This window comes from Pseudarthrobacter sp. J1738, from assembly GCF_050490315.1.
Classification (GTDB): Bacteria; Actinomycetota; Actinomycetes; order Actinomycetales; family Micrococcaceae; genus JBNPEO01.
The window spans coordinates 1-23,948 of the sequence record NZ_JBNPEO010000017.1 but is presented as its reverse complement, the minus strand read 5'-3'; the positions used below and the strand labels follow the sequence as shown (position 1 = coordinate 23,948).

Here is a 23,948-nt window from a genome sequence, read left to right as displayed (position 1 = left end):
ACCGGGTGTGCGGCGTGGGACCTGATCCTAGGAGGTAAGCGTATTAACAGGTGTGACGCAGGAAGGTAGCTGAGCCGGGCGATGGTTGTCCCGGTCTAAGGATGTAGGGCGAATGGTAGGCAAATCCGCCATTCATGGTGCCTGAGATCTGATGGGACTCCCGTATGGGGGGATTCAGTGATCCTATGCTGCCGAGAAAAGCATCGACGCGAGGTTTTAGCCGCCCGTACCCCAAACCGACACAGGTGATCAGGTAGAGAATACTAAGGCGATCGAGAGAATTATGGTTAAGGAACTCGGCAAAATGCCCCCGTAACTTCGGGAGAAGGGGGGCCCCAACCTTGAACACCACTTGCTGGTGGGAGGGGATCGGGGCCGCAGAGACCAGGGGGAAGCGACTGTTTACTAAAAACACAGGTCCGTGCGAAGTCGCAAGACGATGTATACGGACTGACTCCTGCCCGGTGCTGGAAGGTTAAGAGGACCGGTTAGCCTGTAAGGGCGAAGCTGAGAATTTAAGCCCCAGTAAACGGCGGTGGTAACTATAACCATCCTAAGGTAGCGAAATTCCTTGTCGGGTAAGTTCCGACCTGCACGAATGGAGTAACGACTTCCCCGCTGTCTCAACCATAAACTCGGCGAAATTGCAGTACGAGTAAAGATGCTCGTTACGCGCAGCAGGACGGAAAGACCCCGAGACCTTTACTATAGTTTGGTATTGGTGTTCGGAGTGGCTTGTGTAGGATAGGTGGGAGACTGTGAAGCAGCGACGCTAGTTGTTGTGGAGTCATCGTTGAAATACCACTCTGGTCACTTTGGACATCTAACTTCGGCCCGTAATCCGGGTCAGGGACAGTGCCTGATGGGTAGTTTAACTGGGGCGGTTGCCTCCTAAAAAGTAACGGAGGCGCCCAAAGGTTCCCTCAGCCTGGTTGGCAATCAGGTGTCGAGTGTAAGTGCACAAGGGAGCTTGACTGTGAGAGAGACATCTCAAGCAGGGACGAAAGTCGGGACTAGTGATCCGGCGGTACATTGTGGAATGGCCGTCGCTCAACGGATAAAAGGTACCTCGGGGATAACAGGCTGATCTTGCCCAAGAGTCCATATCGACGGCATGGTTTGGCACCTCGATGTCGGCTCGTCGCATCCTGGGGCTGGAGTAGGTCCCAAGGGTTGGGCTGTTCGCCCATTAAAGCGGTACGCGAGCTGGGTTTAGAACGTCGTGAGACAGTTCGGTCCCTATCCGCTGCGCGCGCAGGAAATTTGAGAAGGGCTGTCCTTAGTACGAGAGGACCGGGACGGACGAACCTCTGGTGTGTCAGTTGTACTGCCAAGTGCACCGCTGATTAGCTACGTTCGGATGGGATAACCGCTGAAAGCATCTAAGCGGGAAGCCTGCTTCAAGATGAGATTTCCATACACCTTGTGTGTGAGAGGCCCCCAGCCAGACCACTGGGTTGATAGGCCGGATGTGGAAGCGGGGACTAAAGACTCGTGAAGCTGACCGGTACTAATAGGCCGATAACTTACACCACACCAACACCCCCCACTTGTGGGTTGTGTTGGGTAAAGAGAACAAGACTGCTTGCGTCCACTATGTGGTTCCCAAACAACAACACCAAACCTGGTCACACCCAGGGGAGGCTGTTATTGAACAGGGAACAAAAAAACACAACAAAATACACAACAAAATACAGGAACCAGTAACAAACACACCACGTGTTTGCCCATGGTTTATCCACTATTGTTGTAACCAAAGACTACCCGCCCCACCACATGGTTGGGGGACAGGGTCAAAGGGTTACGGCGGTCATAGCGTGGGGGAAACGCCCGGTCCCATTCCGAACCCGGAAGCTAAGGCCCACAGCGCCGATGGTACTGCACCTGGGAGGGTGTGGGAGAGTAGGACACCGCCGGACAACCATTCATAGTAAAGCCCCGCACCCCACAGGTACGGGGCTTTACTACTTTAACAACCACACACTCGCCCAACCCGGCCCACTCGACGCCGGCCCTGGAACCCCGGAGTCAGCATCCCTAAATCCCCTCCTAAAACCCCGAAGCCAGCGCCCTTGATACCCTCACCCGCAAGCCGGCACCCCTAAAACCCCAGCGCTCCGCCCGGCCAGGACAAAACCTCTGTTAGTTCATATCCCGAACGGGCAGAAAACGGCCCTTAGAGGTGGTTCTAAACAGCATCACCCACCCACTCGACGGTGTTCTGATTCGGTGTGGGTAAAGTACAAGTGTGGAAAACATCTTTAGCCATGCACCTGGCCCGCAAGAACCAGCCGAAGAGTTGGACCCGGTTATTACCGAGGTCACCGTAGGCGCCCCGGTTGCCCAGGCATTTATTGGATTTACCGAGCACACTCATTTGTGGTGGCCGCTGGCCGAGTTCGGTGTGTACGGAGAAGACAGCCACGTTGAGTTTGAAGAGAACCTCATTCTGGAAACCGCCGACGACGGCAGGACCAACGTGTGGGGGAGCATCGATGATTGGCAGCCGCCGCTGAATTTCCGTGCGGTGTGGCATCCGGGTAAGTCGGCCGTGTGGTCCTCGGAGATCATTGTGGCTTTCCGTCCGCTGGAGAAAGGTACGGAAGTGCGCGTCACCCACCTCGGCTTTGAAGGAGTGGAAGACCCACAGACGGAGCGGGAGAGCTACCTCAAGGGCTGGCCGGTTGTCTTGGCAGCATTTGTTCGTTTTATGGGTGGCCCGGCAACGGTTGGCACCAAAGGAGACCAGAAGTGACATTTCTCGAAGAACTCAGTGCCGTACTCGCCCCGGAACAGTTCTCAACTGACCCCACAGAGCTAAAAACCTACGCCGTTGATCAAGCGCCAGTCACCGACTTCCACTTACCGCAAGCCGTCGTCTGGGCGGGCTCGGTTGAAGACGTTCAAAACATCGTTCGGCTTTGTGCCAAGCACCGTGTGCCGATCGTTCCACGGGGCGCTGGCACTGGTGTTTCTGGGGGTGCCCACGCCTCAGCCGGCTGCATTGTGCTGAGCCTTGAAAAGATGAACCGTATATTGGCGGTCCACGCAGATGACGAGATCGCCGTTGTTGAGCCCGGGGTGATCAACGCTGATCTCAACGAAGCAGTAGCCGCCTACGGCCTGATGTATGCGCCGGACCCGGCAAGTTTCAAAATGTCCACCATCGGCGGCAACGTCGCCACCAACGCCGGCGGGTTGCGGTGTGCCAAATACGGCGTCACCCGGGACTCTGTCTTGGCCTTGGACGTGGTCACGGCTGACGGTTCACTGATCCACACAGGCAAAAACACGTTTAAGGGTGTGGTGGGTTATGACCTGACCAGTCTTTTGGTGGGTTCCGAGGGCAGTCTGGGAATCGTCGTCGGAATTACCGTGCGCTTGCGGTACCTGCCCCGTGACGTTCACACACTCGCTGCGTTCTACCCCAACTTCCCAATGGCCGCGGCAGGGGTGCTGGCCGTGGGTAAAGCGCGCGTCCAACCAGCCATTATGGAACTGCTCGACGGCGGATCCTTGCGCCAGCTCGACGACACCTTTGGTTCTACCCTCGCTGAACGAGGCCAGGCCCTGCTTTTGATCCAGACTGACGGCTTTGGTGCTGCCGCTGAAGCAGAAGTGGTCCGTGAAGTGTTGCGCGCCGGCGGTGCCACTGTCAGTACGGAAGCTAATGCTGAGGCAGAACAACTAGTTGAGCTCCGACGTAATAGCCGCGGTGTAGAAACCGACGACGAATTCCGGGTGGGCGAAGACGTTGCTGTGCCGCGATCACGGCTTATTGATTATGTTGCAGCCCTTGAAGTGATGGCGGCGAAGAACCAAGTCCAACTCAAAGTGGTGGCACACGCTGGAGACGGCAATTTGCACCCCACCTTCTGGGTGGATGAACGTGACGATTCGCAGGCTGTGACTCGACTCAACGCGGCCCTAGACGAGTCAATTTCCGTAGCGCTAGAAATGGGTGGAACTATTACCGGCGAACACGGTATTGGACAGTACAAGTTGCGTTGGATTGGCCAAGAACAGCCCGAAGCCGTGCGCGAAATACAGCGCCGGATCAAAGAACTCTTTGACCCCGCTGGGATCTTGAACCCGGGCAAGGCAATCTAGCAAACGCTTTCAGACAGCCTAGAACCGACCCAACTGGTGACGAAGTGAAGCCTCAAGCTCGGGCCGGCGGAAGCTGTGCCCTGCGGCAAGGAGCTTGGCTGGTAGGACCTTCTGGCTAGCTTCGGCTAGTTCAAGAGCGCCTTCGTTCCCCAAAAGCAGCCGGGGGCCAAAGCCGGGAACAGCAACAACGGCTGGCCGGTGCAGTACTTTGCCCAGCGTTGTGGCGTAGTCGCCATTGCGCAGGACGTGTGGTGCCACAGCATTGACTGGCCCGGAGAATGCCGGATCGGTCAATGCACGATGGTAGGTGTCGATGAGGTCTTCGAGATCGATCCACGCGAACCATTGACGCCCAGAACCTACCCGGCCGCCAACGCCCGCCTCAAAAAGGGGACGCATGAGTTTCAGAACACCGCCACGCGTGGATTGCACAATCCCGGTCCGAACCTGAACCACACGAAGTCCAGCTTCACTGGCCGGGTGGGTGGCCGCTTCCCAGTCACTCACCACTTCAGCGAGGAACCCTTCGCCACGGGAGCTGTCTTCGGTAAGCTCTTCTTCGCCCCGGTCCGGGCCGTAGTAGCCGATCGCTGAGGCAACCACCATGGTTTTGGGTCCAAAACCGCCAGCGGCAGAAGCAGCCGCTGCGGCCTCGGCGAGCAAGCGGGTGGGCGTAATTCGGCTGTCCCGGATGGCATTTTTGTGAGCTGTTGTAAAACGTCCGGAGATTGATTCGCCAGCGAGGTGGACAACGGCGTCCACACCATCAAGTAGTCCAGGGGCAGGGTTCATTGGATCCCAGAGACGTTCCTGCGAGTTTTTGGGCCGATGCCGTACTAAGCGCACCACTGTGTGGCCGCCAGTGCTCAGGAATGCAGCCAAGGCCGTGCCCACTGTTCCCGAGGCTCCTGTCATAGCGACGGTGAGCGGCTTAACACCGGCCGCAGCAGCGCGTGCATGGACCGCCAGATCTTCGGCCAGCTGACGGTGCCGGTAGATGAACATGGGTCGCAGGAAGTGCGCACTCGCGGGCGTCTCCACACGGTCGGTCATCTGCGTGGTTGCGTCATTGAGTGCAGCAAACTCGTGCGAATGATGCCAAGGGAAGGCGGCGCCCACTTTGAGCGACGCAAAACCGGCGCCGCCGATTTCATCCATAAACTTCAACGGCGGTTCATAGCCTTTGGGGTTGTGCTTGGCCAGCAAACGAACCCCACCCGGTAGTGCCATCACTGCCTGGCCATCGCGCAGTGAAGTGCTTTCTTCAAGCACCCGGACTGGTTGCCACGGGGCCGCAAGGCGGGTGAAAGCGCCGGGCCTGGAATGCCAAGCAAAAACTTCGTCAATTGGTGCCGGAACTGTGCTCGAGTGCGTGATTCCCATACCCCAACGTTAGCCGCGAAGTCTGGACGAATCATCCATAAAAATTGGACTAGGAGTCGCGCCGGGGCACTGCAGTGCTGGTTCTAACTACGAGCTTGGTGGGGTGCCGAGTGTCGCTGGCTGCCATGTCCTCCCGCTGACTCACTGCGGTCAGTAGGGTTTGGACGGCCAGAGCGCCTTGGCCTTGAGCATCTTGATCGATGGTGGTGAGTCCAAATAGTTTGCCAAGGTTGTGCCCGTCGATGCCGATCACCGAGAGATCCTCAGGTACTCGTAGCCCAAAATCACGCGCGGCAGCAATGATTCCAATGGCCATTTCATCCGAGGCGGCAAAAACGGCGGTAGGCCGTTCCCGGATGCTAGCGAGGAACTGCCGGGCAGTGGCGTATGCGCCTTCAATGGTGAAGTCAGCGGAAACTAGCCATTCGGGACGAACCGGATATCCGGCGTCGTTCATTGCTTTTTCGAATCCACCGCGGCGGGTACCCGGCAGGCGAAAGTCTTGATCGTAAACTTCGTCCGCGGTCATGTGCGCGATCTTGCTATGGCCCAAGGTAATGAGGTGGTGGGTGGCTTGCTCTGCAATGGCAAAGTCATCAATCCGGATGGTGGCGGCCCCCGGTAGCGGACCACCGATGCCCACAATGGGCCGGTGAACCGCTAATAGCTGCCCGATCTCGTCCTGATTAAGTTCCAAGGACACAGCGATCACTGCGTCCACCCGCTTGCGCAGGAGGAAGTCATTTAACACACTGTGGCGGCGCTGCGGGTCCTCGCCAATGTTGTACAAAGTGAGGTCATAGCCGGCCTCCAGGAGCGCGGCTGAGGCGCCCTCGATCACGGCGGAGTAAAACCACCGGTGAACCGAGGGCACCATCAGACCCACGTTGTGAGTGCGGCCAGAAGCCAAACTCGAGGCATGGTACGAAGCCACAAAACCGAGCTCGGCTGCAGCGGCACGTGCGCGTTCCCGGCTTGCGGCCGAGACGTTGCCCTTGCCGCTCAGGGCGCGCGAAACGGTGGCTACCGAAAGCCCCGCCCGTTCGGCTACGTCCTTGATGCCGGTCATGGTTGCTCCTGAAAAGAAATCAGCTTATTCGAAGCCAAATGGCCTCTGAAGAGCCTAGTGCTTCCGGCTCAGTTCCCACTTCTTGTGACGCCGTCTGCGCATCATCGCCGCGCCCCTGGTGTGAGCGCAACAAAACCTCGCCCTCGGGCAAGACCAGCGTTTCCTCACCGAGGTTGATAATGACCAGGGTGCTGCCGTTCACGTAGGCGAGGGAGGTTTCAGTGCAGAAATCTTCGGCCCATGCCAGCGAACCCTGGCCCAAGCCCAAGGAGGCTCGCAGCGCCAACATTTCGCGGTAAAAATTCAAGTGCGACGCCGGATCTAACTCTTGTGTGTCCCGCGCCAGCGAGTTCCAAGAGTCAGGCAGCGGCAGCCACGGCTCAGCCCCGTCACCGAAACCAGCGTGCAGTTCACCAGCGCGCCAAGGCAGCGGCACGCGACAACCGTCGCGGCCGATCCTCGCCCCGCCCGTGCGAGCGAAAGTGGGGTCCTGGCGCAGTCCGCCCGGAATGTTGATGGCGTCCGGCAAACCAAGTTCTTCGCCTTGGTACAGGTAAGCGCCGCCCGGCAAACCGAGCATAAAAGCAGTGGCCGCCGCGGCACGCTGACGTCCCAGAGTCTCGTCCGGTTGCGGATCGTTAGGGCCAATTCCATCGCCATCTCGCGGGCCGGCACCGTTGTAACCGAAACGCGTGGCGTGACGGACGACGTCGTGATTGGACAGCACCCAAGTGCTCGGCGCACCCACATCATCAAGGGCGGTCAGGGAATCCGAGACCACCTGACGCAAGCGGCTTAGGTCCAGTCCGGCGTGAAGGAACGGGAAGTTGAAGGCCTGGTGCATTTCGTCCGGCCGCACCCACTGCGCCAGGCGCGGGAGTGGGTCAACGTTGGCCTCGGCGCAAAGGATCCGGTCCGGGCCGTACTCTTCAAGGATCTTCCGCCATGAACGGTAGATGTCGTGCAGGGCCGCTTGGCCGAACATTGGTGCATCCTGGCCGGGGAACCCGGGCATGGAGTTGCCATCCGCGCGGCCTCCCCAGTCAGGAAGACCAGCGGCTTTGACCAATGCGTGGGCAACATCCACCCGGAATCCGGAGATGCCGCGGTCCAGCCAAAAACGCAGAACCCGCTCGAACTCTGCGTGAACTGCTGGGTTGTCCCAGTTGAAGTCAGGCTGAGAGGAATCAAAGAGGTGCAGGTACCACTGGCCGGGCTCGCCATTACCTTCGGTGATGCGGGTCCATGCCGGTCCGCCAAAGTGTGACTGCCAGTTGTTCGGGGGCAGTTCGCCGGTGGTGCCTTTGCCGTCGCGGAAGATAAACATGTCCCGCTCGGTGCTGCCAGCCGGGGCGGTCAGCGCTGCTTGGAAGGCCACGTGCTGGTCCGAGCAGTGGTTCGGGACCAGGTCTGCGATGACTCGCAAGCCGAGGCGCTTGGCTTCGGCAATCAGAGTGTCGAAGTCTGCGAGGTTGCCGAAGAGCGGATCAACGTCGCAGTAATCGCTCACGTCGTATCCGGCGTCACGTTGTGGGGAGCGGTAGAACGGCGAGAGCCACACAGCGTCCACGCCCAACTCGGCCAGCTGGGGGAGCCCGGTGGTGATGCCGGCCAGATCGCCGATCCCGTCCCCGTTGAGGTCGCGGAAAGAGCGCGGATAGATCTGGTAGATCACGGCTGAACGCCACCATTCGTGGGCGGAAGAAGCGCTGTGCAGTGGCGTGAGCTCACCGAGGCTAGGAGCCGAGGTGGCGAGTAGGGAGTCAACAGACATAGGCCCATCGTAGGAGATGGCACCCCAAAAATGAAAGCGTTTCCAACATTGAGTTCGTTATTTTCGCGGGATTTCGCGGAAATCTCGTTGGCGCCTGCACTCAGTTGACGGCACGTGATGGAAGCGTTTACAGTTGTGATACACATCACCGACGATGCCACCTGGCCCTCAGGCCGTAGCGGTGGAAGCAGAATTCTGGAAGGACACCAATGACGGTGAACAACATCCTCTCGACACAAACCAGCCGCCGCGTCTTTGCGACCGGCGCGCTCTCCTTGTTCTCGGCCGTGGCCCTGAGCGCCTGTGGCGGCGGATCCACCCCCGCAACAAACACCGCTGCTCCTAAGGCTGACCTCAAAACCGCCGGCGCCAGCACCATCACCATGTGGGTCGATGCTGAGCGTTCACCGGCGTTGAAAGAGATCACCGAGAAGTTCAAGGCAGACACCGGCATCGAAGTGAAGCTTGTGATCAAGGACTTCGCAGCAGTTCGCGATGACTTCATCACCCAGGTTCCCACCGGAAAGGGCCCGGACCTGATTGTTGGCCCGCACGACTGGATCGGTAAGTTCGTCCAAAACGGTGTGATTGCACCCGTTGAACTCGGTGACAAGGCTGCAGGCTTCCAGGATTCCTCCATCAAGGCCATGAGCTACAACGGTTCCCTTTACGGTGTCCCGTACGCAGTGGAAAACATTGCTCTGCTGCGCAACACCGCCATTGTGGACGCTAAGGCTGCCACCTTGGATGAGGTAGTTGCCAACGGCCAGAAGGCAGTGGCTGCAGGCAAGGCAAAGTACGCCTTCTTGGTAGGTATGGACCCCAAGCAGGGCGACCCGTACCACCTGTACCCCTTGCAGTCTTCGATGGGTTCTCAGGTCTTCGGTAAGGCTGCCGACGGCGGTTACGACGCCAAGCAGCTGTTGATCGGCGACGCCGCAGGCATCGCCTTCGCTAAGAAGCTGGCCCAGTGGGGTGACGCTGGCGAGAAGATCATCAACTCCAACATCACCGGTGACATCGCTAAGGAGAAGTTCCTTGCCGGTCAGTCCCCGTACTACCTCACGGGTCCTTGGAACGTGCCGGACGTACAGAAGAAGGGCATCAAGTTTGCGGTGGACGAACTCCCCACTGCCGGCGGCTCTCCCGCTCAGCCGTTCATTGGCGTCAACGGCTTCTTCATCAGCGCGAAGAGCGCCAACGCCTTGGCTACGAACGAGTTCGTCACCAACTACTTGACCTCAGAGGCTGCTCAGGACTCCATGTTCAAGGCAGGCGGCCGTCCGCCGGCATTGAAGGCATCCTTCGAGAAGGCATCGAGTGACCCCGTAGTGGCAGCGTTCGGCAAGATCGGCGCCAACGGCGTTCCCATGCCGGCCATCCCCGAAATGTCTGCAGTTTGGGCCGACTGGGGAGCAACCGAGCTTGCCATCATCAAGGGCAAGGCCGACCCAACAGAGGCTTGGACCAAGATGGCCGCGAGCATTAAGGCCAAGATCGGCGGCTAATACCGCGCCGACAGTCTTAACAATGCTGCCCGGGTGCAAACTGCCAACGCAGTTGCCACCCGGGCAGCTTGCCAACCACTCTTCTTTCGAGGATCGAACCCCGTTATGCCACAGCCAGATCTTGTCCCTAAGTCATCAGAGAACGCCCCTGATCCCGTATCTTCACGGAGATCAGCAGCGGAGAAGAATCAAACTTTAGGCCAAGGGGCGCGGCAGCGCTTCGGCGGCGATTCGCTCAAGGGAACCCTCATCAAAATTATTCTGCTGGGCCTCGTTGACGCCTTCGCCGTTTACGTCTTGATGATGCTCTTCCTCAGCCAGTCCTGGGGAGCCCTAGCCATCTCGGCGATAGTGGTCCTGGCGATCAACTGGATCTACCTGCGAAAGGGTGGGCTACCGGCCAAGTACCTTGCGCCAGGTGTGCTCTTTTTGCTGGTGTTCCAAGTTCTTGTGGTGTTCTTCAGCGGTTACATCGCTTTCACCAACTACGGCGACGGTCACAACAGCACCAAAGAGGACGCCATTGCGGCGATTCAACTCACCGCCCAAAAACGTGTACCGGATTCTCCCGCGTACAAGACTTCAGTCCTGACCAAGGACAACAACTTCTACCTTCTGTTCACTGACCCCACCGGCAAGGTGGAGCTCGGCAGCACCGGCCAGCCCTTGACCGAAGAAAGTGATGCCGGCAAGGACGGCACCGGTAAGGCAAACTCCCTGCCCGGGTACTCCACCTTGAAGTTCCAGGAGATCGTGGCCAACCAGCAGGAGATTCTCAAGATCTCCGTTCCGGTTTCCAGCAACGCAGCAGACGGCACCCTCCGCACCGCAGACGGCAGTACTGCTTACCAATTCAAGCCGGCGCTGAACTATGACAAGGCCAAGGACACCTTCACGGACACCGAATCAGGTGCTGTGTACACGGACAACGGCAAGGGCGCCTTCGCGGATAAAACCGGCAAGACTCTCACCACGGGTTGGAAGATCGATGTTGGAATGGCCAACTTCGTCAAGGCCTTCACCGATCCAAGCCTGCAAGGACCTCTGCTCGGCGTGATCCTGTGGACCTTCACCTTCTCCATTGCCTCAGTCATCCTGACCTTTGTGATGGGCCTGTTTTTGGCGATCACCTTCAACCGTGAAGACCTCCGCGGCAAAAAGGTCTACCGCATTCTGATGATCCTGCCCTATGCATTCCCAGCGTTCCTCTCCGGGCTTGTGTGGTCCGGCATTTTGAACCCCGAATTCGGATGGCTCAACCAAACCTTGCTGGGCGGGGCGAACATCGGCTGGCTCACTGACCCATTCCTGGCCAAAATCAGCGTTTTGGTAGTGAACCTCTGGCTCGGTTTCCCGTACATGTTCTTGGTTTGCACCGGCGCTTTGCAGTCCTTGCCCTCGGAACTGGACGAAGCAGCACGTATGGACGGCGCCTCAGCTTGGCGCGTTTTCCGCTCCATCAAGTTGCCGCTGCTCCTGGTTTCAGTGGCACCGCTGCTGATCTCCTCCTTCGCCTTCAACTTCAATAACTTCAACGTTATTTACATGCTGACCGGCGGTGGGCCGCGATTCGCGGACACGGACCGAGACATTGGATCCACGGACATTCTGATCACCCTGGTGTACAAGGTGGCATTCGGACAGGGCACGGGCCGTGACTACGGTTTGGCAAGCGCCTTGGCAATCATCATCTTTATCATCGTGGCCACCATCTCGGCCATCAGCTTCAAGCAGACCAAAGCACTCGAGGACGTGAACTAATGAACCAGCCAACAGCACGGACTCTGGACACGGACACCATCAACAATAACGACGCCGGATGGGCACATCTTGCCCCACGGCGGCGGAGCTTCGGGGTTTGGTTTAAAGACAAAGGATGGCGTCACCTGGTGGGTGTTGTCACCACCATTTTCGCGGTCTTCCCTTTGCTCTACGTCCTCTCGGCGGCGTTGAACTCTAACGGAACCCTGGTGGGCTCGAGCGGACTCTTCAGCAAGATCGACTTCGGAAACTTCACAGCACTATTCAGCGATACTTCGCGTCCCTTTGGCCGGTGGTTTATCAACACCCTCGTCATCGGTGTTGTGACCTCCGCAGCTACCGTCTTTTTGGGTGCGATGGCCGCTTACGCCTTCTCTCGGATGCGCTTCAAGGGCCGCCGAATCGGTTTGCTCTCTTTGCTTTTGCTGCAGATGTTCCCGCAGCTGCTTGCCGTCGTCGCAATCTTTTTGCTCCTCAGTGGCATCTCAGACGTCATTCCGGCGCTCGGCCTGGGCAGCCAGCTTGGTCTGATTATGGTCTACCTCGGCGGTGCGCTCGGTGTGAACACCTACTTGATGTACGGCTTCTTCAACACCGTGCCGCAGTCCTTGGATGAGGCAGCAAAGATCGACGGCGCCAGTCACGTTCAGATTTTCTTCGGAATCATCCTGCGCCTGGTGACACCGATCCTCGCCGTGGTGGGGCTCCTGGCGTTTATTGGAATTTCGAGTGAGTTCGTTATTGCCAGCGTTGTGCTCACAGAGCCGGAAAGCCAAACACTTGCCGTAGGTTTGTACTCATATGTTGCCCAGCAGCGCTCCGAGAACTGGGGTGTATTCGCCGCTGGGGCCGTGATTGCAGCCATCCCGGTGATGGCATTGTTCCTGTTCCTCCAGAAATACATCGTCTCCGGCCTGACCGCTGGAGGCGTGAAAGGCTGAGCATGCTTATTGTCCAACCGCATCACGATGGATCAACACTTTACGTTCCGGAGCCCATAGTTCTGGGGCAGCCGACCAGACTCCGAATTCGAGTTCCGCAAGCATGGGGCACGACGACGCGTATCTGGATCAGATCAGTCCAGGATGGTGAGCCGCGCTATAACGAGGCCACCAAAACCAGCGATGCAGATGGTTGGGCATGGTGGGAAGGCCAAATGCTCGTGGTCAACCCGGTGGCCCACTACCGCTTTTTCATCGAGGCGGACGGCCGCTACTGGAGCCTGAACGCAGAGGGCCTGTTCAGCCGGGACGTTTCGGACTATTCGGACTTCCGCGTCACGGCCTTCAACGCAGCTCCCGAATGGTTGCACCGGTCCACGTTGTACCAAATCTTCCCGGACCGGTACGCCCGTTCCGCCCAGGCTGACACTCACCCCACCCCGGATTGGGCCATCGCCTGCGCATGGAACACCCCGGTGCAAGGGACCGGCCCACAAACCTCCTACCAGTTCTACGGCGGAGACCTGCCCGGTATTACCGAGAAGCTGGACCACATCCAGAGCCTCGGTGCGGACATTGTTTACCTCACCCCGTTTTTCCCGGCACGCTCCAACCACCGATACGACGCTTCAACGTTCACCGCGGTGGACCCGCTGCTTGGCGGGGACCAGGCCCTTGTGGACCTTGTGGAGGCAGCTCACGCCCGCGGAATTCGGGTGATGGGTGACCTCACTGCCAACCACTCGGGCGCCGCCCACGAGTGGTTCGTTAAAGCGCTCGCAGAGCCGAACTCTGAAGAGGCCGGCTACTACTACTTCAACGCGGACCACACCAAGTACGAGTCGTGGTGGGGTGTCCCGTCACTGCCCAAGCTCAACTGGTCCTCTGAGGCGCTCCGGCGTCGTTTTGTTTTGGATGACGATTCCGTAGTGGCTCGCTGGCTGAAACCACCGTTCAACTTGGACGGCTGGCGAATCGATGTTGGCAACATGACCGGACGTTTGGGGTCCATTGACGTCAACCATGAGGTTGCTCGGCTCATCGCTAACCGTGTTCGGGAGATTAATCCGAACGCAGCGCTCCTTGCAGAATCAACCTCTGACGCCGCACCGGACTTCGACGGCGAGCACTGGCAAGGTGCTATGACCTACTCGAATTTCACCCGGCCGCTCTGGTCTTGGCTGGCAACTGATGCGCCGGAGGTCAACTTCTTTGGCACCCCGCTCGCCGGTGCCAACCGGATCAACGCCGAGGACTTTTTGGCCACCCACGCGGACCTTGTGTCCGACTACAGCTGGCCGGTGCGCAGTCAAAACATGAATGCGCTGAACACCCATGACACGGCTCGTGCCGCAACGGTGATGATCGACGGCTGCCAGAGTCTCGCCGCGGTGCTGATGTTCACCATGCCAGGTGTTCCGGTGATGTTCGCCGGGGACGAGTTTGGGCTCAAGGGTTTCAATGGCGAAGAGTCCCGCACTCCCATGCCATGGCCCGAACTTCCAGCTCCTGCGGTAACAGTCAATGATCTGCGTGCAAACTACTCGGCTCTGACCCAGTTGCGGCGTGAACACTCGGTTCTGACCGAGGGTGGCATCCGTTGGATCTACGCCCAAGGCGACTTGTTGGGCTTCGTTCGGGAAAGCGTTGACGCCGCCATGCTGGTGCTCGTGGCCCGTGCCGCCTCAGAGATTGAGCTGGATACTACGGTGCTCAGCCAAGCGCAGCTAACGGCACTTGAAGCGGCACCAGCCTTCAGCGCTGGGACCATCACCGCGACTAAGGACCCGGCTACCGGAACACTCAAGCTCCGGACCGAGTCCTTGGCGGCAGCGGTGTGGACCCTGCCGGGCGTTGAGAACTAGAAATCGTCCTCTTCGTCGTCTGACTCACCTTCGCCGTCGAGCGTCAAAAGCTTGATCATGTCCGAGTCTGGGTTCAACATAATCGCTGCCTCATCACGGCGATGCCGCAACACATTGTCCAAGTAGGACTGAACCGTTTCTGCCAGTGGCACGTAACGGTTCAGCTCCTCGGACATGTACCAACGGTGTTCGAGTACTTCGTGAACCACCTCGGCCGGCTCGAGCTTTCCGGCCAATTCACGAGGGATGGAGCGGACAATCGGTTCAAAAACGTGTCCCACCCAGGCGTGCGCGCTGATCTCTTCGTCCAGCTCGGGGTGGTTGTCCGCCCGGTAGGTGTCCATGTCGTTGAGCAGTCGGCGTGCTTGGTTCTCTTGCGCGTCGATTCCGGTGAGTCGAAGCAGGCGGCGCTGGTGGTGTCCAGCGTCCACAACCTTTGGCTGGAGCTGGATGGTGGCGCCGTCGGCAGTGGTTTTGATGGCGAATTCTTCAACGTCAAAACCAAGATCATTCAAGCGCCGCACACGCGCACCTACACGCCAACGCTGGCCAAGTTCAAAGGATTCCTTGGCCGTCAGCTCGGCCCAGAGTCGCCGGTAAGAATCCATAATGAGCTCGCTCGTGGCCACTGGGTCAACGTTCTCGTCGATCAGTTCACCTTCGAGCAAGTCCATCAGCTCCCCGGCGATGTTGACGCGTGCAATCTCCAGGTCATATTCGCGCTGCCCGGTGGACAGGTCTGGGTACAGCTCGCCCGTCTCGGCGTCCACAAGGTAGGCGGCAAAAGCACCGGCATCGCGGCGGAACAGGGTGTTAGAAAGGGAAACGTCGCCCCAATAGAAGCCCACAAGGTGCAAGCGAACCAGGAGCAGCGCCTGTGCGTCGATGAGCCTGGTGAGGGTGTCCTTACGGAGCATCTGGGAGAACAGTGCACGGTACGGCATGGAGAACTTCAAGTGCCGAGTCACCAGGACCGGGTTCAGCGGTTTGCCGTCCGGAGTGGTGCGCCCGGTAATAACTGCAACGGGTTCCACACAAGGAACATCCAAGCGCGCCAGCTTACGGAGCATGTGATACTCGTGGCGGGCAACATGCTCGGAAGTTTCCTTGATGGCAATCACCGAGCCGGCCATGTGAGCGAAGCGAACCACGTGCCGGGAAATACCGCGGGGGAGCGCGGCCAAGTACTCTTGCGGCCACTGCTCCAAAGCGATGTGCCACGGCAGTTCAAGGAGCTCGGGCTCGGTGGAAGCTGAAGTGATGCTCAGCGAGCCGGACAACGGCGCGGGCTTGTCGTCATCAGCGCTCGCTGCCACAAATCGCGGCAGCTTGCCGACCTGACCATAGTCGGTGGGCTCGTTGAGCCACAGTGCGTCGCCGCCAAGGTTCTCTTCACTCATGTTCTTATTCTTCCCTGTTCGCGGAGGTTTCGTTTGCGAACGGATCGCGAGGTTGGGCATTCCAGCTAATGCTTGGGCTGGGATGAAAAGTGACGTCTAGATTCACCAAGCGTTGCCCCAGGCCACCCAGACGTGCCGCAAAGTCCTGCGCGTTGCGTTGTGACTCGGCGCTCCAGGCCAGCTCGGCAATGGCAATGGCCCGCGGGTAGATGAGCCAATTGGCTTGATCGGCGCCACGAACCGTCTCGCTCCACAAGGGCGCCTCAATCCCGAGCACAGAGCTCTCGGCCACGCCATCGAGGACAGGCTCCCAACCGTAATAGGCGTACCAGTCTCCCATTGCTGCCCACTCAAGCCCAATGGGATCTTCCGAAACGTACTTCTGGTCTAGGTAGCTGCCCGCCCCGGGAGACATAATCAGCTTTGCGCCGTTGGTGTTGATCTGACGCAAAACCTCAGTCTGATCCCCGTGCCAGAACTGGATGACCGAACCCTCGGGCAGTTGCGCCTGAGCGTATTCGTTCCAACCGATGACAGTCTTGGACTCTGCACCAAGCGCGGCGAAGTCGGTGACCATAGACAGGTAGTCCTCTTTGCTGGTCACGTGCGCTTCATCCCCGCCAATGTGAAGGTACGGCCCCGGGGTGATCTTGGCGAGCTGGGCAAACACTTCCTGCACAAAAACGCGGGTGAGCGGGTTCTGCGCATCCAGTGTGGAGTAGCCAACCTCGCCGGTAGTGTTCATGGCTTTGGCTACGCCGTCCGGGTTCAGCGCCGGTAACGCCGCAAGGGCGGCGTTCACGTGGCCCGGAACATCAATTTCCGGTACGACGACGATGTGCAGCCCCGCGGCATAGGCCACGATTTCGCTGTAATCATCTTGGGTCAAAAACCCGCCGATGCCTGGGCTAAGTCCCCAGCCCGGAGTGTTCACCGCGCCCGGGCCGCCAACACGGCTCAGTGCTTCAAAGTCGAGTCCGCTGGGGTTGGGGGCCGGGTTGTTGATGTGGATCCGCCACGCTTGGTCATCGCTCAAGTGAAGGTGAAGGACGTTGAACTTGAAGCTGGCCATCACGTCCAACTGGTGTTTGATCTGGGGAACCGTCAGAAAGCTGCGGGCCAGGTCCAACATAATTCCCCGGTAGGCGAATCGGGGAGCGTCAAGAATTTCGACGGCGTTGATGGTTACGGCCGCCATTGATTGGGCGGCCGTTTTTTTACGGGCCGGTGTTTCTCCGGCTGTGGGTTCACCAAGGGCTACAGCTGTTTCAAGAGTTGCGGGGAGCAGTTGGCGCAAGGACTGCACGGCCCAGAACCAGCCTGCGGCAGTGGTGGCGGCGACGAGTATCTCGGTGCCTTCAACGCGCAGTTGATAAGACTCTTCGTGCGCGAACAGCGTGGCTGTTGTGCCGGCGTCGAGCATTGCGTTGTTGGGTGCTGAACCGTCGGCAACTGGTTCCGAAACCACAAAACGGATCACCGGGCCCGATGATTGCTTGTTGTCTGCGGTGGCGGGAACTGGCCAGCGTGTGCCGCGGCGTAAGTATTCTGCCAAGAACTCGGCAGCGCCCTGGGCGTCCTGTACGAATTCGATCCGGGTGGCCGAATCCAAAACCACCGTGCCGTTTAGGGGGGTGGCCGCGAGGGGCACGGGAGTGAGCTGCACGGACATACGGTCTTCTCCAGACTGATCAAATTCGGCCAATAAGGTCTGGCCGGTGAAATCAGTACGGCGGCCCTTCGGATGAAGAGCCGCCGTACTAAATTCTGCTTCAGGCAGTTGTTCTCTTCCGAGAACGGGGGTGCTTAGTCGCCCAGACGGAGGCCCGTCTTGGAATCGAAGAGGTGCACGTGACCGGCCTGCGGACGAACGTGGATAACGTCACCCTTGAGCGGGGGACGGCGACCATCTACACGGCAAACGATGTCGTGGTTCTTGCCGTCGATCGTGGTGTGGCCGTAAACGTAAGCGTCTGCGCCGAGCTCTTCAACAACGTCAGCTTCAACGGAGATACCCTCGCCCTCGCCAACAATCTCGAGGTCCTCAGGGCGTGCACCAACGGTGACAGTGCGGCCGGATGCGTCCTGGAGAACGTCAGCCGGTACGGGGTAAACAGCGCCACCGAATTGAACGCCGCCGTCTACTACGGGCAGTTCGAGCAGGTTCATGGCGGGGGAACCGATGAAGCCTGCAACGAAGACGTTCTGCGGGCGGTCGTAGAGGTTGCGCGGGGTGTCTACCTGCTGGAGGAGGCCGTCCTTGAGGACAGCAACGCGGTCACCCATGGTCATAGCCTCGACCTGGTCGTGAGTCACGTAAACGGTGGTGACACCGAGGCGGCGGGTCAAGGACGCAATCTGCGTACGGGTCTGAACGCGGAGCTTGGCGTCAAGGTTGGAAAGCGGCTCATCCATAAGGAAGACCTGAGGGTTACGAACAATTGCGCGACCCATAGCAACACGCTGACGCTGACCACCGGAGAGTGCCTTCGGCTTGCGGTCCAAGTACTGCTCGAGGTCCAAGAGCTTTGCAGCTTCGCGAACACGCTCGGCGCGCTCTTCCTTGGAAACACCGGCGATCTTCAGGGCGAAGCCCATGTTGTCAGCAACGGTCATGTGCGGGTACAAAGCGTAGTTCTGGAAAACCATGGCAATGTCGCGGTCCTTCGGCGGAACGTCAGTGACGTCACGATCGCCGATCAGGATGCGGCCTGCGTTGACGTCCTCAAGGCCGGCGAGCATACGCAGCGAGGTGGACTTACCGCAACCGGAGGGTCCAACGAGAACCAAGAATTCGCCGTCGGCGATCTGGATGTTGAGCTTGTCAACAGCGGGCTTCTCTGTGCCCGGGTACAGACGCGTAGCGTTATCAAAAGTAACTGTAGCCACAGTTATCAATCCCTTCATCGGCAGGTACGTGCCGAACGATCCGTAGTGAATGGTGATTATTTAGTTATGCACACTAGGTGTGCAAACGCTGCCCCGAAGGACAGACGCAAGTGATGCCGCACGAGGATGTGCGCCACATCACAAGTTGAGTATGCCAGACAAATCAGGCACGTGGCGCATTTATTACGCCAAGACCAGTTTAGGCGCCTTTGAGGTGAGCTGCCCGCGCCTCGAACAGAGCCTCGAGGAACACCGAAACGTCCGTCGGGGACTCCACTCGAAACTCGGCCTGTGTAAAGCCGTAGCCCACCTTGATTCCAACGTCCTCGCCCACCAGCACCGCGAAAGCGTCCTCGTCGGTAACGTCATCACCGGCGAACACCACGGCCGTGGCGTCAGTGGCTTGGCGCAAAAAGGCTAGACCCTCGCCCTTGTGCGCGCGGACCACCGTGACTTCCAAAACGCGCTTGCCATCTTGAAGGTAAACACCAGGAACCTTGTGCAGAACTTCCTTCGCGGCAGTTACAGCGTCTTCAGCAACATCATCGGCAGCCATGCGCGTGTGCAGCACAATCCCGGCAGGCTTTTCTTCCAAAACCGTGCCAGGCGCCAAGGCTGAAATGTCATGCAAAACCGTGCGGACCTGGTTCAGAGCGGCCTGCTGGTCTGCGTCCAGAGTCAGCGGCGGGGCAGCCTCACCCAGCCAGGCTTCCGCCCCGTGGCTGCCCACCAGAAGAGTCGCGGCAGCGGGGGACGCGGCAGCGCGCAAACTCGCTAGCGCACGCCCAGAGATCATCGCCGTCGTTGTACTGTCCAAGCGCGAGAGGGCTTCCATGGCTGCCGCCGACTCTGGCAGCGGCCTCGCATCGTCGGCCCGGTCCACCAAAGGTGAGAGGACGCCGTCGAAATCCATAGCCACCAAAAGGTGACCGGTACTGGCCACCTTGGTGATGGCCGCGAGAATTTCCGGGGAGAGCGTTGGCTTAGCTGTCATCGCGAATTACTTTCTCATCAAGGGCTTCGAGGAAACTGCGGGACCAGTGCTCAACGTCGTGGTCAAGGATCTGCTTACGCATGGACTTCATCCGTTTTGAAGCCTCACGGGGAGTCATCTCCACGGCGCGCATAATCGAATCCTTGAGCCAATCGATGTCATGCGGGTTCACCAAAATGGCCTGCTTGAGCTGATCAGCAGCGCCCGCAAATTCACTGAGCACCAGGGCCCCAGTGTTCTCGGTGCGCGCCGTGACGTACTCCTTGGCCACCAAGTTCATACCGTCACGCAAAGCAGTCACCAGCATCACGTCTGCAGCTAGGTACAACGCCACCATTTCCTCGATGGGGTAGCTGTGATGCAAATAGCGGATGGCAGTGTTCTGGATGGTGTCATAGGTGCCGTTAATGTGACCCACGGTGCCTTCGATTTCCTCCCGCAATAGCCGGTACTGCTCCACGCGCTCGCGGCTAGGGCTCGCCACCTGAATCAGTGAGGCGTCCTCCACGGAGAGCTTGCCGTCCTGCAGGAGTTCCTCGAAAGCCTTGAGCCGGTGCCGGATGCCCTTGGTGTAATCCAGGCGGTCAACACCCAAGAGAATGGTCTTCGGATTGCCCAGATCGTGGCGGATCTGCCGGGCGCGCTCCAGAATCTTTGGATCGCGAGCCAGCTCATTGATTTGCTCAACGGCAATGGAAATAGGGAACGCCTGAGCGCGGGCAATGTGGGTTGTTGCGCCATTAGGACCCTTAACGTGCACTTGTTGCTGCTTAACACTCGCGCCAAGGAAACGCCGTGCCGAGCGCATAAAGTTGCCAGCATCGCTGGGACGCTGGAAGCCCAACAGGTCTGCACCCAGGAGGCCGTCAATAATCGCCTGACGCCACGGAAGTTGCGCATAGATCTCCGGCGGAGGGAAGGGGATGTGGTTGAAGAAACCAATTCTCAGATCCGGGCGGGCTTGGCGCAGCATCTTAGGGACTAGCTGCAACTGGTAATCCTGCACCCATACCGTTGCGCCTTTCGCCGCGCGGGCAGCTGTGGCGTCGGCGAACTTTTGATTCACCTTTTGGTACGAATCCCACCATGTACGGTGAAACTCCGGGGGCGCAATCACGTCGTGATACAGCGGCCACAGCGTCGCGTTAGAGAAGCCTTCGTAATACAGCTCAACTTCTGCGGTAGTCAGCGCAACGGGGATCAGATCCATACCGTCGTGGGAGAAAGGCTCCACCGTCTCATCCGGGGCGCCATGCCAGCCTACCCACGCGCCGTCGGACTTGGTCATCATCGGTGCCAGTGCCGTGACTAGACCCCCGGGCGATCGCCGCCATGTGTCATTGGCGGTACCTTCGGGATTGCTGACGCGGTCAACTGGCAGGCGGTTGGACACCACCATAAAGTCATAGTCGCCCTCTTGCTGCAGCGGTTTGGCAGCTTTGGCGCCTTCTACGGCCTCATCTTGATCTGAGATCTTAGTGCTCATCGTTACCCCCTGGGGTTAATTGTGGCTCTGTCTCCACCCTAGCTGTACTGCCGCTGCAATGCCCTTCGAGGACTTTTCGCGACCTGTGCCGGGGAAGTACTCGGATACATCGCCTAAAATGGCCGAGTTGCCATTTCCGCGGCTTACGCCACGACGAACTAGAGGACATCATGAGTTCAGCCAATGAACCCCGCCTGAGTAAGGCCGAACGCACGGCGCTTGCCCGTGAGAAAGCCCGCGAAATTCGCGAGCAGCAGCTCAAGAAGGACAAGCGGACCAAACAGCTGACCATTTGGGGTGTTGTAGTTGCAGTTGTAGCCATCATCGCCGTTGTTGCTGTCATTGTGAGCACCAACATTCGCAATAACGCCCCCATCGCCGATCAGGGACCGACGCCGGCAAACGGCAATGTGTACGGCGGCGTCACCTTGGCTGCCAAGACCGACGTCGTAAAGTCGGCCCCAGCCACCGTAAACATTGCGGACATCGCAGCTCCCACGGCCGCACCTACCCAGGGCGTTGCGGCTAAGGCTCCGGGTGTTGAGGCTGTGGCTGGCAAACCGGTTAAGGTTGTGGCTTACATCGACTTCATCTGCCCGATCTGCAACAACTTTGAGAAGACCTATGGTGCCAAGCTCACCGAGTTGCGCAACGCCGGCAAGATCACCGTTGAATACCGCGCCCTAGGTTTCTTGGACCAGAGCTCAACCACCAACTACTCCTCACGTGCGGCTAACGCTGCAGCGTGCGTAGCCAACTCCTCACCTGAGAAGTACAGCGACTTCTTCACTGCACTTTTTGAGCAGCAGCCGGCTGAAGGCAGCGCAGGTTTGCCGGACAGCAAGCTGAAGTCCATTGCCACAGACGTTGGAGCGGCAGACATCTCCAAGTGCGTTGACGAGAAGACCTACCGCCCGTACGTGAAGTACACAACGCAGCTGGCTTCAGCCGTTGGCGTCACCGGCACCCCGACCGTTTTTGTTGACGGTCAGCAGTGGGGCATTGGCGACAGCGCAAAGGTTGACTTCGCTGAGTTCCTGCAGAAGATCGTTGACGCTAAGAAGTAAATTCTTCTCTGGTTGAGATGGCCGGTGCCGGGCTTGTTGTTTCTAGCGCCGGCCATCGGCGTCTTTGGGGATGCCCATTTTGGGGATCTCTGGTGACTTCCGCTAACCTTGTTTAGCGCGCAAGCGCAATCCTTCAGGGCCGGAGACGGTCCACTGGAAACGCCTCCTTAGCTCAGTTGGCCAGAGCACCGCTCTTGTAAAGCGGGGGTCATCGGTTCGAATCCGATAGGGGGCCCAAAAAGCCCGGATTTACAGGGATTTTGGATGTGAGAATGGCCCCGAAAGGGGCCATTTTCAACTTAACACGCCATAAACACGCCATAATGGGTCTCGATTTTCGTTACTTTTCATCGTCTGGATCGGTCGGTGACGGCTCTTCCTTGGGGCTGAACGCGTCCATGACCGCCCTGGTGTCCAAGGCTTCCTGATACTCCTCAATGTAGTGCTCCTGCGTCATCGAGACCTTGGAATGGCCGAGCTGATATGCGGCGGCTTCGGGTCCCATCGTTCTGGCAATCAGAGTTGCGCTTGATTTCCTGAGAGTCCTGAATGTGACCCACTCATATCCGATGGCATCGGAGGCTTTGCGCCAGATCTTGCCGATGTTGTTCGGATCGCAAATGGTCCCTGTGGACGATGGAAAGATCAAATTCATCGGATTCGGCGAGCCGCTTTCCTTTTGGCGTTTCTGCCGGATCTGAAGTTGCTTCACCAGAAATTCAGGGGCTGTTACTCGGCGTACGCCGTGCCGGGACTTCGGATGATCCTGGATCCTTACGCCGCCCGTGCTTGTTCGGATGACGGTTGCATTGATAAACACCGTCGGCGGAGCTGCGTCCAGTTTGACGTCGTCCCAGTGGAGGGCAAAGAACTCGCCAGGGCGGAGCCCGGTGTGGATGAGGAAGTCCGCGATCTCATGTAGTTCGTGTGAACGCGGCCTGCCGAGGGCGGGCGTCTGTTCCCATTCGATGAGCTTGCCGCGCAGATCTTGATATTGTTCAGCGGTGAGGCCTTGGGGCTTCGCCTTCTTGTTGCGAGGGATCGATATCCCGATGACAGGATTGACAGTGACAGCATCGTGGCGCAAGGCCACCTTGAACATCCAAGACAGCACGGCCCCGCAGCTCCTCGCCGTTGAAGGCCCCACATCTTCGACGACTTTTCGAATGAAGTGATCGATCACGCCCGAGGATGCCTCGCCAATCCGAATTGAACCGATCGCCGGGGCTATGTACTTCGTGATGCAGTAGGAGTATGAGGTGTACTACTGATCTGAGACAGTCTTTGAAAGGATTGTTCTCATGTCTTCTCGACCCACCTATTCTGATGAGTTCAAGGCTGATGCTGTTGCGTTGGCTAGTTCCTCTGGCCGGCCATTAGCTCTGGTAGCCGTTGAGCTTGGCGTTTCCCTGACCGCTCTCAAACGCTGGATCAGGCTCGACCGTGAAGGCGAGACTGGCGGCGCCCGAACACCGGACACCCCGGTTGATGCAGCGAAGTACAAGGCGATGGAAATCCGGTTACGTGAAGTGGAACGGGAGAACGAATTCCTAAAAAAAGTTTCAGCGCATCTATCGCCAAAGAGCAACGGTAGAAGACTTCTACCGCCTTGTTCAGCAGGAGGAGAACGCTGGAGAGAAGATCGCGTTCATGTGCCGGAAACTCGGTGTTCCACGGTCCTCGTATTACCGCTGGAGGGAT

17 protein-coding genes, 1 tRNA gene and 2 rRNA genes are annotated in these 23,948 nt (G+C 58.7%); 11 read left to right on the top strand and 9 right to left on the bottom strand.

The annotated features are described in order from the left end of the window. The 4 genes from ACQR35_RS14470 to ACQR35_RS14455 all read left to right on the top strand — a co-directional run. Positions 1-1,535, top strand: a 23S ribosomal RNA gene (locus ACQR35_RS14470); the annotation flags it as partial. A gap of 267 nt (positions 1,536-1,802) precedes the next feature. Continuing rightward, a 5S ribosomal RNA gene (gene rrf / locus ACQR35_RS14465) occupies positions 1,803-1,919 on the top strand. Between the two features lie 329 nt (positions 1,920-2,248). After that, on the top strand, positions 2,249-2,755 hold the full coding sequence (locus ACQR35_RS14460; RefSeq protein ID WP_430270449.1) for an SRPBCC domain-containing protein: 507 nt from the start codon (positions 2,249-2,251) through the stop codon (positions 2,753-2,755). After that, a complete protein-coding gene (locus tag ACQR35_RS14455; protein ID WP_430270448.1) occupies positions 2,752-4,110 on the top strand; it encodes an FAD-binding oxidoreductase in 1,359 nt (452 codons plus the stop codon). Before ACQR35_RS14460 ends, ACQR35_RS14455 begins: the two co-directional genes overlap by 4 nt. Before the next feature lie 18 nt (positions 4,111-4,128). On the opposite strand, the gene ACQR35_RS14450 is transcribed toward ACQR35_RS14455, so the two are convergent. The 3 genes from ACQR35_RS14450 to ACQR35_RS14440 are packed head-to-tail and all read right to left on the bottom strand — an operon-like array spanning position 4,129 to position 8,336. Further along, positions 4,129-5,493 (bottom strand): TIGR01777 family oxidoreductase, encoded by a 1,365-nt coding sequence (locus ACQR35_RS14450; RefSeq protein WP_430270447.1) that lies wholly within the window; start codon positions 5,491-5,493, stop codon positions 4,129-4,131. Positions 5,494-5,542: 49 nt separating this feature from the next. Continuing rightward, the gene (locus ACQR35_RS14445; RefSeq protein ID WP_430270446.1) at positions 5,543-6,562 is read right to left on the bottom strand and encodes a LacI family DNA-binding transcriptional regulator; all 1,020 of its coding nucleotides are present in this window, start codon (positions 6,560-6,562) and stop codon (positions 5,543-5,545) included. A 19-nt stretch (positions 6,563-6,581) separates the two neighbouring features. After that, the gene (locus tag ACQR35_RS14440; RefSeq protein ID WP_430270445.1) at positions 6,582-8,336 is read right to left on the bottom strand and encodes a glycoside hydrolase family 13 protein; all 1,755 of its coding nucleotides are present in this window, start codon (positions 8,334-8,336) and stop codon (positions 6,582-6,584) included. A 209-nt stretch (positions 8,337-8,545) separates the two neighbouring features. Here ACQR35_RS14440 and ACQR35_RS14435 point away from each other — a divergent pair, with 209 nt between their 5' ends. The 4 genes from ACQR35_RS14435 (at position 8,546) to ACQR35_RS14420 (ending at position 14,411) form a co-directional block, all read left to right on the top strand. Further along, positions 8,546-9,844, top strand: coding sequence for a sugar ABC transporter substrate-binding protein (locus ACQR35_RS14435; protein WP_430270444.1), 1,299 nt, complete (start codon positions 8,546-8,548; stop codon positions 9,842-9,844). A 105-nt stretch (positions 9,845-9,949) separates the two neighbouring features. Further along, positions 9,950-11,605: an ABC transporter permease subunit gene (locus ACQR35_RS14430; protein WP_430270443.1), complete on the top strand. Its 1,656-nt coding sequence runs from the start codon at positions 9,950-9,952 to the stop codon at positions 11,603-11,605. Continuing rightward, positions 11,605-12,546: a sugar ABC transporter permease gene (locus ACQR35_RS14425; RefSeq protein WP_430270442.1), complete on the top strand. Its 942-nt coding sequence runs from the start codon at positions 11,605-11,607 to the stop codon at positions 12,544-12,546. The genes ACQR35_RS14430 and ACQR35_RS14425 overlap by 1 nt, the downstream gene beginning before the upstream one ends. A 2-nt stretch (positions 12,547-12,548) precedes the next feature. Continuing rightward, on the top strand, positions 12,549-14,411 hold the full coding sequence (locus tag ACQR35_RS14420; protein ID WP_430270441.1) for a glycoside hydrolase family 13 protein: 1,863 nt from the start codon (positions 12,549-12,551) through the stop codon (positions 14,409-14,411). On the opposite strand, the gene ACQR35_RS14415 is transcribed toward ACQR35_RS14420, so the two are convergent. The 5 genes from ACQR35_RS14415 to ACQR35_RS14395 form a co-directional block, all read right to left on the bottom strand. Then, the gene (locus tag ACQR35_RS14415; protein WP_430270440.1) at positions 14,408-15,811 is read right to left on the bottom strand and encodes a DUF4032 domain-containing protein; all 1,404 of its coding nucleotides are present in this window, start codon (positions 15,809-15,811) and stop codon (positions 14,408-14,410) included. The genes ACQR35_RS14420 and ACQR35_RS14415 overlap by 4 nt on opposite strands. A gap of 4 nt (positions 15,812-15,815) precedes the next feature. Continuing rightward, the gene (locus tag ACQR35_RS14410; protein ID WP_430270439.1) at positions 15,816-17,483 is read right to left on the bottom strand and encodes a family 20 glycosylhydrolase; all 1,668 of its coding nucleotides are present in this window, start codon (positions 17,481-17,483) and stop codon (positions 15,816-15,818) included. A gap of 134 nt (positions 17,484-17,617) precedes the next feature. Next, a complete protein-coding gene (locus ACQR35_RS14405) occupies positions 17,618-18,700 on the bottom strand; it encodes an ABC transporter ATP-binding protein (protein WP_430270438.1) in 1,083 nt (360 codons plus the stop codon). 199 nt (positions 18,701-18,899) lie between these two features. Next, positions 18,900-19,694: a trehalose-phosphatase gene (gene otsB, locus ACQR35_RS14400; protein WP_430270437.1), complete on the bottom strand. Its 795-nt coding sequence runs from the start codon at positions 19,692-19,694 to the stop codon at positions 18,900-18,902. Further along, a complete protein-coding gene (locus ACQR35_RS14395) occupies positions 19,684-21,093 on the bottom strand; it encodes an alpha,alpha-trehalose-phosphate synthase (UDP-forming) (protein WP_430270450.1) in 1,410 nt (469 codons plus the stop codon). The genes otsB and ACQR35_RS14395 overlap by 11 nt, the downstream gene beginning before the upstream one ends. 257 nt (positions 21,094-21,350) lie before the next feature. Between ACQR35_RS14395 and ACQR35_RS14390 the strand changes: the two genes are divergently transcribed. Together ACQR35_RS14390 and ACQR35_RS14385 are read left to right on the top strand one after the other, a co-directional pair. Continuing rightward, positions 21,351-22,247, top strand: a complete 897-nt coding sequence (locus ACQR35_RS14390) for a DsbA family protein (protein WP_430270436.1) — start codon at positions 21,351-21,353, stop codon at positions 22,245-22,247. A gap of 161 nt (positions 22,248-22,408) precedes the next feature. Then, a tRNA-Thr gene (locus ACQR35_RS14385) sits at positions 22,409-22,482 on the top strand. A 105-nt stretch (positions 22,483-22,587) separates the two neighbouring features. Here the strand turns inward: ACQR35_RS14385 and ACQR35_RS14380 are convergent. Further along, on the bottom strand, positions 22,588-23,430 hold the full coding sequence (locus tag ACQR35_RS14380; RefSeq protein WP_430270435.1) for a site-specific integrase: 843 nt from the start codon (positions 23,428-23,430) through the stop codon (positions 22,588-22,590). 118 nt (positions 23,431-23,548) lie between these two features. On the opposite strand from ACQR35_RS14380, the gene ACQR35_RS14375 reads away from it, so the two are divergent. Further along, positions 23,549-23,948, top strand: a 400-nt coding sequence (locus tag ACQR35_RS14375; RefSeq protein WP_430270434.1) for a transposase, incomplete at its 3' end; no start/stop codon positions are given.

What these genes read in the sequence shown, in the direction of transcription:
- ACQR35_RS14420 (WP_430270441.1), top strand. Translation starts at nt 12,549, where the DNA reads ATGCTTATTGTCCAACCGCATCACGATGGATCAACACTTTACGTTCCG.
- otsB (WP_430270437.1), bottom strand. Translation starts at nt 19,694, where the DNA reads ATGACAGCTAAGCCAACGCTCTCCCCGGAAATTCTCGCGGCCATCACC.
- ACQR35_RS14445 (WP_430270446.1), bottom strand. Translation starts at nt 6,562, where the DNA reads ATGACCGGCATCAAGGACGTAGCCGAACGGGCGGGGCTTTCGGTAGCC.
- ACQR35_RS14390 (WP_430270436.1), top strand. Translation starts at nt 21,351, where the DNA reads ATGAGTTCAGCCAATGAACCCCGCCTGAGTAAGGCCGAACGCACGGCG.
- ACQR35_RS14435 (WP_430270444.1), top strand. Translation starts at nt 8,546, where the DNA reads ATGACGGTGAACAACATCCTCTCGACACAAACCAGCCGCCGCGTCTTT.
- ACQR35_RS14410 (WP_430270439.1), bottom strand. Translation starts at nt 17,483, where the DNA reads ATGTCCGTGCAGCTCACTCCCGTGCCCCTCGCGGCCACCCCCCTAAAC.
- ACQR35_RS14395 (WP_430270450.1), bottom strand. Translation starts at nt 21,093, where the DNA reads ATGGTGGTGTCCAACCGCCTGCCAGTTGACCGCGTCAGCAATCCCGAA.
- ACQR35_RS14430 (WP_430270443.1), top strand. Translation starts at nt 9,950, where the DNA reads ATGCCACAGCCAGATCTTGTCCCTAAGTCATCAGAGAACGCCCCTGAT.
- ACQR35_RS14415 (WP_430270440.1), bottom strand. Translation starts at nt 15,811, where the DNA reads ATGAGTGAAGAGAACCTTGGCGGCGACGCACTGTGGCTCAACGAGCCC.
- ACQR35_RS14425 (WP_430270442.1), top strand. Translation starts at nt 11,605, where the DNA reads ATGAACCAGCCAACAGCACGGACTCTGGACACGGACACCATCAACAAT.
- ACQR35_RS14450 (WP_430270447.1), bottom strand. Translation starts at nt 5,493, where the DNA reads ATGGGAATCACGCACTCGAGCACAGTTCCGGCACCAATTGACGAAGTT.
- ACQR35_RS14440 (WP_430270445.1), bottom strand. Translation starts at nt 8,336, where the DNA reads ATGTCTGTTGACTCCCTACTCGCCACCTCGGCTCCTAGCCTCGGTGAG.